General features: G+C 73.0%; 7 protein-coding genes and 2 pseudogenes. 5 read left to right on the forward strand and 4 right to left on the reverse strand.

Features of this window, described 5'->3' with window-relative positions:
- From D7V93_RS45105 to D7V93_RS22930, 3 genes and pseudogenes are all read left to right on the forward strand, one after another.
- Positions 1 to 255 (forward strand): annotated as a pseudogene (locus tag D7V93_RS45105) (hypothetical protein); the annotation flags it as partial.
- 49 nt (positions 256 to 304) lie between these two features.
- The gene (gene mdoH / locus D7V93_RS22925) at positions 305 to 2,329 is read left to right on the forward strand and encodes a glucans biosynthesis glucosyltransferase MdoH (RefSeq protein WP_120645440.1); all 2,025 of its coding nucleotides are present in this window, start codon (positions 305 to 307) and stop codon (positions 2,327 to 2,329) included.
- An 86-nt stretch (positions 2,330 to 2,415) separates the two neighbouring features.
- Positions 2,416 to 4,035: a M28 family metallopeptidase gene (locus D7V93_RS22930; protein ID WP_120645441.1), complete on the forward strand. Its 1,620-nt coding sequence runs from the start codon at positions 2,416 to 2,418 to the stop codon at positions 4,033 to 4,035.
- A gap of 15 nt (positions 4,036 to 4,050) precedes the next feature.
- Here D7V93_RS22930 and D7V93_RS22935 read toward each other — a convergent pair whose 3' ends face one another.
- On the reverse strand, positions 4,051 to 7,197 hold the full coding sequence (locus D7V93_RS22935) for an ATP-binding protein (protein WP_120645442.1): 3,147 nt from the start codon (positions 7,195 to 7,197) through the stop codon (positions 4,051 to 4,053).
- 380 nt (positions 7,198 to 7,577) lie between these two features.
- Between D7V93_RS22935 and D7V93_RS22940 the strand changes: the two genes are divergently transcribed.
- Both D7V93_RS22940 and D7V93_RS22945 read left to right on the forward strand, forming a co-directional pair.
- Positions 7,578 to 8,408: a hypothetical protein gene (locus D7V93_RS22940; RefSeq protein ID WP_120645443.1), complete on the forward strand. Its 831-nt coding sequence runs from the start codon at positions 7,578 to 7,580 to the stop codon at positions 8,406 to 8,408.
- Between the two features lie 4 nt (positions 8,409 to 8,412).
- Positions 8,413 to 9,225, forward strand: coding sequence for a TIGR02452 family protein (locus D7V93_RS22945; RefSeq protein ID WP_120645444.1), 813 nt, complete (start codon positions 8,413 to 8,415; stop codon positions 9,223 to 9,225).
- A 16-nt stretch (positions 9,226 to 9,241) separates the two neighbouring features.
- Here D7V93_RS22945 and D7V93_RS22950 read toward each other — a convergent pair whose 3' ends face one another.
- From D7V93_RS22950 to D7V93_RS45110, 3 genes and pseudogenes are all read right to left on the reverse strand, one after another.
- Entirely contained in the window at positions 9,242 to 10,840 is a 1,599-nt protein-coding gene (locus tag D7V93_RS22950; RefSeq protein WP_244237453.1) for a sensor histidine kinase, read from the reverse strand.
- A 68-nt stretch (positions 10,841 to 10,908) separates the two neighbouring features.
- Complete coding sequence (locus D7V93_RS22955) at positions 10,909 to 12,159, reverse strand: hypothetical protein (protein WP_120645445.1); 1,251 nt, start codon at positions 12,157 to 12,159, stop codon at positions 10,909 to 10,911.
- Positions 12,160 to 12,235: 76 nt separating this feature from the next.
- Positions 12,236 to 13,922, reverse strand: a pseudogene (locus tag D7V93_RS45110) (hypothetical protein); the annotation flags it as partial.

Here is a 13,922-nt window from a genome sequence, read left to right on the forward strand (position 1 = left end):
TCGCTGCTCGTGCGTGGCCGGGCCGCGTTCGTCCTGGTGGGCGGCGCGCGCTGGGGCGCGGACGTGCTGATGCGCGAGCCGCGCACGCTGCCGGAGGCGTGGCGCCGCGCGGTGTGCGAGTCGGTGCCCATGGCCGCCCCGGCGGAGGTGCCGTGCCAGATGCGTGAGCAGGTGCTCGTGCTCAATCCCTTCATGGAGCTGGTGCGCCGCTGGCTGCGTCCGGCCAGCCGGGCGGACGTGTCGCCGTCGCGCTAGGCCGCGCCTTCCACCCCGCATCCGCCGTCCCCGGAGCTTCGGAGCACGCATGAACGCCGAACCGTACTCGCCGGCCATGGCCCGCCCGCGCCGCATCATGGTGCTGGGGCTGGCGGCCCTGACCACCGGGTTCGCCGCAGTGGAGATGCACCGGCTGCTCAGCGCCCGGGGCACCACGGTGCCGGAGGTGCTCGTCCTCGCGCTGTTCTCGCTGTGCTTCGCGTGGATCGCGCTGTCGTTCTGGGGCGGCGTCGCGGGCTTCGTGCAGCTCGTGTCGAACCGCCGCGTGCCGGGCCTGCGCTGGCCGACGGAGGCCGAGGCCGCGGGACCGCTCACGCGCCGCACCGCGGTGGTGATGCCCATCCACAACGAGGATCCGGCGTCGGTGTTCGCGCACGTGCAGGCCACCTACGAGTCGGTGGCGGCCACCGGGCACCTGGAGTCGTTCGACTTCTACGTGCTCAGCGACTCCACGCGCGCGGAGGCGTGGGTGGCGGAGGAGCTGGCGTGGTCGGAGCTGTGCCGCCGCGTCAACGGGCAGGGCCGCATCTTCTACCGGCGCCGCTCGGACAACACCGGCAAGAAGGCCGGCAACCTGGCTGACTTCTGCGAGCGCTGGGGCCGCCGCTACGACTTCCTGCTGGTGCTGGACGCCGACAGCCTGATGGCGGGCGACAGCGTGGTGAAGATGGCCCGGCTGATGGAGCTGAACCCGGGCGCCGGCATCCTCCAGGTGCCGCCGCAGAACGTGGGCCGCTCCACGCTGTTCGCGCGCCTGCAGCAGTTCGCGGGCCGCATGTACGGGCCCATCGTGGCGGCGGGCGCCGCGGCGTGGCAGCTGGGCGACTCCAACTACTGGGGCCACAACGCCATCCTGCGCATGGCGCCCTTCATCGAGCACTGCGGCCTGCCGGTGCTGCCGGGGCAGCAGCCCTTCGGCGGCCACATCCTCAGCCATGACTTCGTGGAGGCGGCGCTGATGCGTCGCGCGGGCTTCACTGTGTGGCTGGTGCCGGAGCTGGGCGGCAGCTACGAGCAGCCGCCCCCGGACCTGCTGGCGTACGCGCAGCGCGACCGCCGCTGGTGCCAGGGCAACCTGCAGCACCTGGGCCTCGTGATGGCGGGCGGCCTGCATCCGATGAGCCGGGCCCACTTCCTCATGGGCGTGATGTCCTACGTGGCGTCGCCCCTGTGGCTCATCTTCCTGGTGGCGGGGCTGTTCGCCGCGCTGCACGAGTGGTTCTTCTCTCCAGCCACGCTGGTGGACTTCCAGTCCACGCTGCCCGGCGGGGACGCGTTCGACACCGTGGGCGCGCTGCGGCTGATGGCCGCGTCGCTGGCGATGCTGTGGATCCCCCGCCTGCTGGGCCTGGGGCTGGTGCTCGCGGACCGCGCGGAGGCGGCGCGCATGGGCGGCCGCTTCAAGCTGGTGCTGAGCGTGGCGCTGGAGGGCGTGGTGTCCACGCTGATGGCGCCGGTGATGATGCTGTTCCAGTCCCACTTCGTGTTCGGGACGTTGCTGGGCTACCGCGTGACGTGGTCCAGCCAGCAGCGCGAGGACACCGACCTGCCGTGGTCGGAGGCCTTCCGCCGGCACAAGTGGCACATGGCGGTGGGCGTCGTGCTCGCGGCGCTGACGGTGGCGGTGGCGCCGGGGATGCTGGCGTGGCTTTCGCCCGTCATCCTGGGGCTGTGGCTGGCGCCGGCCATCTCCGTCTTCACCGCGCGCGCGTCGCTGGGCCTGTGGGCGCAGCGCCAGGGCCTGTTCCTCATCCCCGAGGAGGTGGCGCCGCCCACCGTGCTGGTGCGCGCGCAGGAACTCGCGGAGGAGGGGCTGGAGCCGGTGGACGACGCGCTGGATCACGTGCTCACGGATCCGCGCGCGCACGCGCTGCACCTGGCCCTGCTGGAGGCCCACCCGACGGCGGGCGTGCCCGGGGCGCTCGCCTCCGCGCGGCGCAAGCTGCTGGCGGGCGCGGTGGAGCCACTGTCCGCGCAGGAGAAGTCCGCGGTGCTGCTGGATGCGCGCACGCTGTCGGAGCTGCGCGGCCGGCGGCTGGGCGTGCGGGCCTGAGGCCGTCACCGGAGCCTGCCCGGGCGCCGCTCGGGTGAGTCATCGCGGTTGCGTCCCGGGCGCCCGTCGCCCTAAACGCATGCTCCATGAACCGAGCCTCCTCCGTCGCCGCGCTCGCGCTGTTCGTCTCCTCCGGGGCCTTCGCCGCCGACGCTCCCGTCTCGGAGGGCGACCGGTGGTGGAAGCACGTCGAGGTCCTCTCCAGTGACGCCCTGGAAGGGCGTGACACGGGCAGCAAGGGCTATGAGATCGCCACGGGCTACGTCTCCAAGGAGCTGGCCGCGCTGGGCGTGAAGCCGGTGCTGAAGACGGGCTTCCTCCAGCCCATGGCCCTCAAGTCGCACCGCCTCAACGAGGCGAAGTCCAGCATCGCGCTGGTGCGCGACGGCCAGACGCTCCCGCTGGTGCAGGGCGAGGACGTCGTGCTGTCCGCGCGGCAGGGGGACAGCGGCACCGTGGACGCGCCCCTGGTGTTCGTGGGGTACGGCCTGTCCATCCCGGAGAAGGGCCATGACGACCTGGCGGGGTTGGACCTCAAGGGCAAGGTGGTGGTGATCCTCCAGGGTGGACCGGGGAACATCCCGGGCCCGCTGAAGTCCCACTTCTCCTCGTGGACGGAGCGGGTGAAGGTGCTCAAGCGCGCGGGGGCCGTGGGGTACGTCTACCTCCAGAACCCCAAGATGCTGGAGCTGCCGTGGGAGCGGGTGGTGGGCGCCAACCGGAACCCCACGGTGCTGTTCGCGGAGCCGGCGCTCAACGACTCGCGCGGCCTGAAGGTGGCGACGGTCGTCAACGTGGCGCACGCGCAGAAGTTCTTCGAGGGCGCGCCGCACACCTACGAGGAGCTGGTGGCGCTGGCCAACGCGGACAAGCCGCTGCCGAAGTTCGACCTGCCCGCGCGCCTCAAGGCGAAGCTCGCCATCGACGCCAAGCCGCTGAAGTCGATGAACGTGGTGGGCGTCATGCCCGGCTCCGACCCGGCGCTCGCGAAGGAGTACGTGGTGCTCAGCGCGCACCTGGACCACGTGGGCATCGGCGATCCGGTGAACGGCGACCGCCTGTACAACGGCGCCATGGACAACGCGTCCGGCGTGGCCGCGCTGCTGGAAGTCGCGCGGGCGCTGCGAGAGCAGCCGCGGAAGCCGAAGCGCTCGGTGCTCTTCGCGCTGGTGACGGGCGAGGAGAAGGGGCTGCTCGGGTCGAAGTTCTTCGCGTCCCGGCCGCCCGTGCCCGCCTCCTCGCTGGTGGCGGACATCAACCTGGACATGTTCATGCCCCTGTGGCCGTTCACCTCCGTCATCGCGCACGGCAAGGACGAGTCCACGCTGTCGGTGGCGCTCACCCAGGTGGCCGCGCAGCAGGGCGTGCAGGTGCTCCCGGATCCGGAGCCGGAGCGCAACGCGTTCGTGCGCAGCGACCAGTACTCGTTCATCCGCGAGGGCGTGCCGGCGCTGTCCTTCAAGTTCGGCTACACGCCGGGCTCGCCGGAGCAGAAGGTCATGAAGCAGTGGCTGCACGAGCGCTACCACGCGCCGTCGGATGACGTGTCCCAGCCGGTGGACCGCGAGGGCGCCGCGCGCTTCATCACGTTCCTGACCGGGATGACGCTGGCGGTGGCGGACGCGCCCGAGCGTCCGCGCTGGAACGACGACAGCTTCTTCCGCCGCTTCGCGAAGCCTGCGCCGACCCCCGCCGCGAAGCCGTAGCGGGGCAGGGGGCCTTCAGACGCTCGGGTGTGACTCGGCGACGCCGGGGTGGGCCTCCAGGAAGCGCAGCGCGCCGCGGATGTCCGACGAGGCCGTCTCGCGCGGGGCGTGCCGCGCGGCTTCGATGCGGCGCCACGCCGCGCTCCGGGCCTCGTGGCCTTCGGTGCTGCCGGCCGGGGCGGCGCTGGCCTCGGCGAGGTCGAGGGTGGCGCGCAGCAGGTCCACCAGCTGGCGCAGGGCCGGATCCTCGCGCAGCTCCGGGGCGCCCTCCACCGCCGCGAAGCCCTCGCGGGCCGCGCGCAGGTCGCCGCACGTGGCCTCCAGCGCGGCCAGGTGCGCGATGAAGCGCAGGGCCTGCCAGCGGGACGCACGGCCCAGGATGCTCACCGCCTCGCCCAGCGCGGTGCGGGCCTGCTTCCAGTCACCCCGCGCGAGCGACGCGCGCCCCAGCTCCCCCAGGGACGTGCCCTCCAGCAGGCGCTGGCCCATGAGCCGCGAGGAGCGCACCGAGGCCTCCAGGTGCTCGCACGCCTCCGCGAGGTTGCCCACGTCCACCAGGTAGCAGCCCAGGTTGAGCCGCGCCAGCGCCTGCCCGGTGCGGTCCTCCACGCTCGTCGCGCGGGCCAGCGCCTCGCTGAGTAGCAGCACCGCCTCGCCGTTGTCGCCCGCTTCGCCGATGGCCACCGCGCAGTTGGTGAGGAAGCCCACCTCGAACGTCACGTCCCCCACCTCGCGGAACAGCTCCAGCGCCGCGCGCAGGTGGGGGATGGCCGCTTGCGGGCCGCGCCGCACCTGTTCGACGAGCCCCAGGTTCCCCACCGCGTACGCCTCCAGCCAGTGGTCGCCCCGCGAGGGCAGCGCCTGCGCGTGGTTCATCAGCGTCCACGCGGTGGCCACGTCTCCGGCATGGCGGGCGACGATGGACAGGTCCACGAGCACGCGCTTCTCCGCGGCCGCTTCGCCCAGCGTGTGGAAGACGCTTCGCACCTCCTCCAGCGCCCGGCGCGCCGCTTCCGGCTGCCCCGCGTCCAGGTACGCGCGGCCCATCACCGCCAGCGCCTCCGCGCGATTCAGCGGCGCCACCGGCACGTGGGACGACGCATCCACCGCCCGCTCCAGCCGCTCCAGTAGCAGCCCCACCGGCCCGCGCGTGCGCGCATCCGGCTCCAGCGCCACCAGCGTCTCCAGCGCGCGGCCCAGCGACTCCGCGGTCGCGGGCCGCACCGCCATCGCGTTGTCGCACGCGGCCAGCAGGTTCTCCCGCTCCAGGGCCAGCCGGTGCAGCGCCGCGGCGCCACCCGTGCGCTGCACCCGCTCCCGCAGGCGACCGGCGAGCTGGAGATAGCAGTCCGCGTGCCGGGCCTCGCAGTCCGCGCCGTCCCCGCGCTCGCGCAGGCGCAGCGCCGCGTACTCGCGGATGCTCTCGTAGAGCCCCAGGCGCAGGAAGCCTCCGGGCGCCCCCACCTCGCGCGCGAACAGCAGCGAGCGGGCGCGCAGCGAGTGCAGCACCTCCAGGACGTCCGGCGACCCGTCCGGCAACACGAGCACCGCTTCGGCCGCCTCCAGCGTGAAGCCGCCCCGGAACACCGAGCACTGCGCCAGCGCGGCGCGCTCGGCCGGCTCCAGCAGGTTCCAGGACCAGTCGATGGCGCCCCGCAGCGTGGCCTGTCGCTCGGGCGCGTCCCGGCGTCCGCCGCGCAGCAGCTCGAAGCGCTTCGACAGCCGCTCGCGAAGCTGCTCCAGGCCCATCACGCTCACGCGCGCGGCCGCGAGCTCGATGGCGAGCGCGATGCCGTCCAGCTGCCGCACGATGTCCGCGACGCACGGCGCCTCCGCGGGGCTCAGGAGGAAGTCGCCGCGCGCCTCATGGGCCCGCTGCACGAACAGGCGCACCGCGTCCGAGTGGATGATGGCGTCCCAGCGCGTCTCGCCCGTCTGCGGCAGGCCCAGCGGGGCGAGGTCCAGCACGCGCTCCCCGGGCAGCCGCAGGGCCTCGCGCGAGGTGACGAGGAAGCGCGCGCGCGGCGCCAGCACCCGCCAGCGCCCGAGCGTCGCCGGCACGTGCCGCACCACCTGCTCCACGTTGTCGAGGATGACGAGCACGTCCCCGCAGCCGTCGAGCGCCCGGCCCAGCCGCTCCACGGGCGTGCTGCCATCGCCGTCCGCCGCCAGTGGCACGCCCAGGGCCCGCCCCACCGCGTGGCAGAGGTCGTCCGCCGTCAGCGCCTCCTCCAGGTCGCAGCGCCAGACGCCGCCCTCCCAGCCGCCCGCGTCCGACTCCAGCCCGCCGAAGTGGGTGGCCAGCCGCGTCTTCCCCATGCCACCGGGGCCCAGGATGCTGATGAGCCGCGCGCCTTCGTTCACCCATTGGCGCAGCACGTCCAGCTCCTCGCCGCGACCCACCAGGTCCTGCCGCGCGGCGGGCACGTTGCCGGGCCGCTCGCGGGGGACGCGCAGCGCGCCGAAGCGCCGGTGCGAAAGGGACGCGGGCAACAGCTCCACCAGCGCCACGCTGTCGCTCACGCCGCGCAGCCGGAAGGCCCCCAGCGTGCGCGCGACGGGCATCCCCAGCGCGGGCAGCTCCGGCGCGACGCGGGCCCACGCCGCGCTGCTCAGCAGCACCTGGCCGCCGTGGCCCGCGTCCGCCACGCGCGCCGCGAGGTTCGCCGGAGGCCCCAGGTAGTCCAGCCGGTGGGTGGAGGGATCCACGCGGCAGTCGGGCTCGCCCACGTGCACACCCATGCGCACGCGCAGCCCCCGGTGTGTCAGCCCCTCGGGCGCGTACGCCTCCGCCGCGTCCGGCTCCGCCAGCAGGGCCGCGGGCCAGCTCACGTGCAGGAGCGCCTCCTGGGCGCGCAGGCACCAGCGCACCGCCTCCACCGGCGACGCGAAGGCGAGCATGAAGGCGTCCCCCTGCGACTTCACCTCGTAGCCGTCGGTGCCTCGCAGCAGCGCTCGCAGCACGCCGTCGTGCAGCTCCAGCGCGTCGCGCATGCTCGGGCCACAGCGCTCCCACAGCCGCGTGGACCCCTGGATGTCGGTGAAGACGAGCGCCACGGTGCCCGTGGGCGGGAGGTGCCGCACGGAGGGCGCGTCACGGCCAGAGAGCCCCGCGTCGGCCAGGGGCTCGACGACCGTGAGTCCTCGGAAGGCATCTGCCATCTCCTGCTCTCCCCCGATGCCAGGAAACCCTACCCGCGCCCACCTCGGTCCGACCGTGCTGCACGCGAAGGCGACGCCCCTCGCGGGCAGCCCATCACCATGAAAAGCAGTACGACGCGAAACGGCAACGCGCACCTGTCGGGCAGGGCCGTGAGCCGCTAGTGAGCACTTGTGATCGCGCCAGACGCGCATCCATCAATTCATGACAGCCGTATGGTCCCCGGGGGCCTGACGGCTCCCACGCGGGCCTGCCCGCCTGCTGGATTCCCGGGTCCGTCGGGCCCCATTCCAGGGACGACGGGGGGCCGTGCTAGGACTGCGGCTCGTCCCGGGTTCGCGCGGCAGGAGCGTGGCTCGCGACGCACTCTTCGGAAGGACCCATGCGTTCGACTTCGGCACTGGCATTGATGATGGCTTCCCTCGCGGTGGGCGCGCTGTCCGCGTGCAGCGACGACGGTGACACGGGCGGCGACACGGACGGGGGGACGTTGCCCGGGACGGACGGGGGCACGGGCGGCACTGGCAACGGCAAGTGCCCGGCCAACGCCATCATCTGCGAGAACTTCGACAACGGTCAGAACGGCTGGAAGACCCCGGACGAGGAGCACAACGCCACCATCGCCATCGATGGCACGCGCACCCGCTCCGGCAGCGGCGCGCTGCACGTGGTGACGGAGGCGGGCCACAACGAGTTCCCGCTCGGCGCGGAGGAGGATCCGCAGACCATCGCGCACCTGCGCAAGGACATCCCCACCTTCGGCACGGTGCTCTATGCGCGCGCGTACGTGTACCTGAACCGGGCGGCGCCCCAGGACGTGATGGGGACGTACTTCATCCTGTTCTCGCCCAAGGAAGGCAGCTTCGGCGGCATCGAGCTGCAGGGCATGATCAACGGCGGCTTCGCGCTGGACGACTGGAGCGGCATCGAGGGCACGGGCTGGAACCTCCAGGACCCCGTGAAGGTGAAGACGTCGCCCAACCAGTGGAACTGCATCGAGTGGGGCGTGCAGCGCGCGAAGGCGACGGACACGACGGGCCACGCCCAGGTGTGGGTGAACGGGGCGCAGGCGTTCGACTTCCCGAACGTGGGCATGCGGCCGTTCAGCAACTTCGCGGTGGGCTACGGCTTCGTGCACCCGCACGGCGACTCCGCGTCGGAGACGTGGATCGACGACCTCGCGGTGGCCACCGAGCGCATCGGCTGCGAGTAGTGCCATGGGCCTGACGCAGGTCGCGGACGAGACGCTGCGCATCGTGGAGGAGGGCACCTACGTGGCGCTCACCGGCCGCGAGGTGTCCGTCCGCGACGCGGTGGCCCACGCGGTCCAGGGCACGGTGCTGGTGCGCCCCGGCGACTTCGAGCGCCTCACGCGTCCTTCGCCCGTGAGCGGCTTCACCGTGGAAGTCACGGCGGAGAAGACGGGCGAGGCCGCGCGCCGGCTGGTGGAACTGGAGGGCGAGCAGCGGGTGCTCGCGCTCAACTTCGCTTCGGCGGTGAACCCGGGCGGTGGCTTCCTCACGGGCGCGAAGGCGCAGGAGGAGGACCTGGCGCGGTGCTCGGCGCTGTATCCGTGCCTGCTGAAGTGGCCGGAGTACTACGACGTGAACCGCCAGGCGCGCTCGCCGCTGTACACGGACCACCTGCTATACTCGCCCGACGTGCCGTTCTTCCGCAACGAGCGGTACGATCTGCTGGAGCGTCCCTTCCCCGTGTCGCTCATCACCGCGCCCGCGCCCAACGCGAAGCTGCTGCCGACGAAGGATCCGGAGGTCGCGCTGAAGCTGCGCGAGGTGCTGTTCGACCGGGCGCTCAAGGTGCTCCAGGTGGCGGCGCACCACGGGCACCGCACGCTCATCCTGGGCGCGTGGGGGTGCGGCGCGTTCCGCAACAACCCGCATGACGCGGCGGAGGCCTTCGCGCACGGGCTGTCCACGATGGCGGGCGCGTTCCGCCGCGTGGTGTTCGCGGTGTACGAGCGGGACGGGCAGGGGCCCAACCTGCGCACGTTCCGCCAGCGCTTCGCCTGAAGCACCCCGCGCGGCTTTACGCGGCGCCGTCCAGCGGCAGCGTCACCACGAACGCGGCGCCACCCCCGGGCGCGTCCTCCACCCAGACGCGGCCGCCGTGCGCTTCCAGGATCTGCCGCACGATGTAGAGCCCCAGCCCCAGGCCCCCCGTGCGCGCGGAGCCCTGGCCCTGGGCGAAGCGCTGGAAGATGCGCTCGCGCTCGGAGACGGGGACGCCCGGGCCGCTGTCACACACCGACAGCCGCAGCGCTCCAGCCTGCTGGCGCAGCCACACGCGCACCGGCGTGCCCCGGCCGTAGCGCAGCGCATTGGCCATCAGGTTGCTGACCACCTGCTCCATCCGCAGCCGATCAAACCGGCAGGGCGCCGGCCCGTCCACGTGCGCGTGCAGCTCCACCCCGGCCAGCTTCGCCTCGTCCGCGAAGCGCGCGGCCAGGTCCTCCACCACCGTCGCCAGGTCCCCGGACGCCAGGTCGAAGTCCAGCTTGCCGGTGCGGATGCGGCTGACGTCCAGCAGGTTGTCCAGCAGCGCGCCCAGCCGCCGCACCTGCCGGTCCGCGGACTCCAGCCGCGAGGTCACCTTCGCGGATCCAAGCGGCTCGTCCGCGGACGCCCCGGCCAGGCGGCGCAGCAGGTCCACCTGGAGGCGCAGCGAGGTGAGCGGCGTGCGCAGCTCGTGGCTCGCCAGCGACAGGAAGTCGTCGCGCGTGCGCACCGCCTCCTGCAGCGCCTCCTCCGTCTCCTTGAGCGCGGTGATGTCCAGCATGGCCCCGCGCACCACCATCACCCGGCCGTTCGCGTCGCGGATGACGCGCGCGCGGCTGATGAGCCAGTGCCACGAGCCGTCCGGCCAGCGCGTGCGGAACGTGGAGGAATACGACAGCACGTCGTTGTGGAAGATGGACGACACCTGCGCTTCCACCGCCGGCCGGTCGTCCGGGTGCAGCGACGCGAGGAACTGCTCGTGCGTCCACTCCGGCAGGGGCTGCGCGTAGCCGTAGAGCCGGTCGTGTCCCTCGGAGCGGAACACCTGCCCCGTCACCAGGTTCGTCTCCCACACCGCCATCTGCGCGGACTCGAGCGCCACCTGGAAGCGCTCGCCCAGCTGGCGGAAGCGCTCGTCGATGCGCGCGGCCTCGTCCTCCGCGCGCTGCCTGCGGGTGATGTCCGTGGCGAGCACCCACATCTCGCCGCCCACCGGGCGCACCGACACCTCCAGCCACACCCCGGACGGCAGCTCCGACAGGAACCGCGCGGGTTCGCGCGTGGCGAGCGCGTCCAGCAGCCGCTCGTGCAGCGGCGTCCCGGCCAGCCCCGGCTGCGCGCCCCACGGCGTCAGGCCTTCGCAGCGCTCATGCGGCAGGCCCAGCAGGGACGCGGCGCGGTGGTTCAGCTCCTGGATGTTCCCCTGCGCGTCCAGCGCCAGGAACGCCTCGGCCATCATCTCCCGGAGGACCTGCAGGCGGGTCTGCGCGGACATGCTGGCCTCGTCGGCCGGGAGCGGAAGCTGCGTGGCGTCCTTCATGGTGCGTGGGGCGCGGGTGCTCACCGGGTGCGGATCCTCCGCGGAGGCAGGGCGTGTGGGCTCGAACGGGCCACCAGGCAGGGGACTCATCAGGGGGCACGCTCCCGCACGCGGCCCGCACCCGTCAAGCCAGAGCGGAAAAGTCGCGCGCCCGTCTGTCAGCCGAGCGGATCCGTGAGGGGTTCGGGCATGACCCACAGCTCGCTGGGCCGGGTGTAGGCCGAGTCAAATGCGAAGAGGATGCCGTTCCAACGGTCCCAGAAGTCCGCCCAGCTGTACTCGGCCGGAGGGGAAGTAAGCGGGTTGCCGTCGCGGTCCGGCTGCGCATAGGCGTAGTCCGCGTAGGTCCAGCGGACCGTGCCGAAGTCCGTCATCAGGAACGGCGTCAGCGCCTGGAGCACGCCCGCGCGGGACACCTCGTCGGTGGGTGAGCCCGAGGGCGTGAAGACGGGCTGGGCCTGGTCGCGCTGTTCGCGCCACGCGACGAAGTTGTTGCCCATGGCGATGAGCGCGTCGCGCCGGGCGGGCGTGGGCGCAAGCCGCGCCTCCTCGTAGACGGCGAAGGCCGCCACCAGGAGGCTCTTCCAGTGCAGGCCGGGGAAGAGCAGGTCCATGCGCTGCGGGCGAGGCACGTCCTCCGCGTGCGCGAGCGCGTAGGCATGCGCCTGCCAGGCTTCGGTGTTGATGGCGCCCACGAGGGTGAACTCCGTGAGCACGCGCTGCGGGGTGATGGCCCCCGTCGCGGCGGCGCGCCAGTCCAGGTACAGGCGCGCGGAGCCGCCGATGTCGTTGAAGATGGCGAGGTTGCCCTCGTGCAGCGTGCGCTCCAGCGTGACGACGATGACCTCCGTCTTGTCGAGCGGCGACAGGCCCGGCGCGCTCCAGTACAGCGCGCCCAGCCGCGACGCGGTGGCGAGCAGGGTGCGCGAATCCGCGAGCGCGCTGACGTTGAGCGAGCTGGTCATCACGCTCAGCGCCGCCGCCGCGTCGGCGGTGAGGCCCTGCGAGATGAGCTGGAGGGACAGGTCCTGGAGCTGGAGCCGCGTCGTGCCGGTGAGCCCCAGTCGGTCCAACGCGTTCGTCAGCGACATCGAGGGTTGCAGCCGCGCCGCGGCAATGAAGTGCCGCGCGAGCGCCGCGCTGTACATGCCCTTGCCGCCGGCCTGGGAGGCATGCGGCGCGAAGGTGAACCAGTTCGGACGTGCGCTGCTGGTGCCACCGGGTTGCAGCGTGGGGTCGATGATGCCGCCCAGCTCATACGCGATGCCGATGTAGCCCAGCGTGATGGTGCGGTTGTCCTCCAGCGGCGTGGGCGCGGACTGCGCGCTCGCGGCGGTCGTGGACAGGAGCAGGGTCGCGCCCAGGAGCGCGGACAGCACGCGGCGCGGGAAGACGGGGGGAATCGCCACGGGGGACGTCCAGAGCAGGGGGGTGGCTCACCAAGCTAGGCACCCGCGCCAGGGTTCCAACCCCCGCCCCCCGACCTCAGGACGGTGCGTCGTTGATTGGCCGACGCTTGGAAGCGAGGCGCCGCCACCCCACGGCCACGGCCAGCCCCAGCCAGGTCGCGGCGCAGAGGAGGATGCCCGGCAGCAGACCGGGCACGCGGTAGTCCAGCTCGACGCGGTGCGAGCCCCGAGGTGTGGGCACGGCACGCACCGCGATGTTGGCGGGGAGCAGCCTCGCGGGGGCCCCGTCCACGGCGGCCGACCATCCGGCCTGCCACGCGTCATTGACGAGGAACACCGAGTCCTCGGGCGTCTCCACCTCCACCACCAGGCGTTCGGGGGAATCCTGTTCCACCCGGACGCTGCCGTTCAGGGGCGCGGTGCCGGAGTCGGGAAGGGTCGCATCGCCGCACTCCACCGCGGCCTGGGGGCTGGACCGGAAGGACGCGTCGCGGAGGAGCCCGAGCGCCGCCTCCGCATCGCGGACGCACCGGGGCCTCGCCAGGGACAGGCGTGGCCGGGACTCCGGGTGCTCCACCAGCACCAGGTCGAAGACGGTGTCGCGCGCCACCACCGGCCCGGGCTTCTGCTTCAGCGCTTCGTAGGTCTCCGGGGTGTAGGCGCTGAAGCGCACGCCGAAGACGGGCAGCAGCTCGGTGAAGAGGCCGGGCGCGGCATCCTGGAGGTGCAACACGCGCGGGCTCGCGGCGGGCAGGTAGGCCTCCGCGGTGCCGATGCCCCAGAGCGCGGGCGTGTTGGGCACCAGCGTGGCGCGGGACATCAGCGCCACGCTGTCCTGGAACTCGAAGCCCTCGAAGCGGGGCAGGCGGTAGCGTTGGATGCGGGACGCCACCCGGGGCACGGTGCTCCCCGTCTGGGCCGCGTGCTCGCGCACGGCCAGGACGAAGGTCGGCGGACTGTCCAGCAGCTCCTCGGATCCGAGGATGTAGAGCGGCTCGTTCGCGGTGAAGGACGCGCCCAGTTGAAGCGCCATCAGCACGCCCATGCGGAGCCGGGAGTCCGCGAGCCCCGGCAGGACGAGCGCGCAGCCCAGCGCGATCCCCGCCGCGACGAAGCCCGCGGTGCTGAAGGCGTGTGACAGCGTGTCCAGCGTCTGGGTGGGAACGCGGGGCCAGCGTCCGAGCACGAACGCGTGCGACCACGCGCCCCCCACGCGCTCGGCGAGCGCCACGGTGGCGAGCCCCCCGGCGACGAGCCCCGCCGCGCGGGCCGTCCAGCGCAGGCGCTCCGGTGACGCCACCACGGCCTTCCATCCCAGCCCCGCGAGCACCGCGAGGCCCAGGGACAGGTGCACGAAGAGCTTCTCCGGGTAGCGGAACGGTCGCCACAGCGGCAGCACGTCGTAGAGCAGCGCGTAGAAGGGCAGGGCGGCACCGAGCGCCAGCGCGAGCAGCGCGGTCCACGCCGCGCCGAACGGGGCCCACCGGCGCACGGGGATGAAGCGCAGGGCCGCCAGGGCGAGCACCAGCACGGGCACGCCGACGAACAGCGAATCCGACCACAGCGTGGAGAACCCGCCCGTGTGCAGCAGCGGCTTGACGACCTCCTCCGGCACCGCGCGCTCCACCGCCGGATCCGCCAGGTACGGGCCCAGCCACAGCTCCGGCAGGCGCCAGGGATCCAACGACCAGCGCTGCGCGTCCTCGAGGGAGCTGGCGCCCGGAGCACCGCCCGCGAACACCGCCACGCCCGCGAACAACTGC

The sequence above is a fragment of the Corallococcus llansteffanensis genome, assembly GCF_003612055.1.
GTDB lineage: Bacteria > Myxococcota > Myxococcia > Myxococcales > Myxococcaceae > Corallococcus > Corallococcus llansteffanensis.

What these genes read in the sequence shown, in the direction of transcription:
- mdoH (WP_120645440.1), top strand. Translation starts at nt 305, where the DNA reads ATGAACGCCGAACCGTACTCGCCGGCCATGGCCCGCCCGCGCCGCATC.
- D7V93_RS22930 (WP_120645441.1), top strand. Translation starts at nt 2,416, where the DNA reads ATGAACCGAGCCTCCTCCGTCGCCGCGCTCGCGCTGTTCGTCTCCTCC.
- D7V93_RS22935 (WP_120645442.1), bottom strand. Translation starts at nt 7,197, where the DNA reads ATGGCAGATGCCTTCCGAGGACTCACGGTCGTCGAGCCCCTGGCCGAC.
- D7V93_RS22940 (WP_120645443.1), top strand. Translation starts at nt 7,578, where the DNA reads ATGCGTTCGACTTCGGCACTGGCATTGATGATGGCTTCCCTCGCGGTG.
- D7V93_RS22945 (WP_120645444.1), top strand. Translation starts at nt 8,413, where the DNA reads ATGGGCCTGACGCAGGTCGCGGACGAGACGCTGCGCATCGTGGAGGAG.
- D7V93_RS22950 (WP_244237453.1), bottom strand. Translation starts at nt 10,840, where the DNA reads ATGAGTCCCCTGCCTGGTGGCCCGTTCGAGCCCACACGCCCTGCCTCC.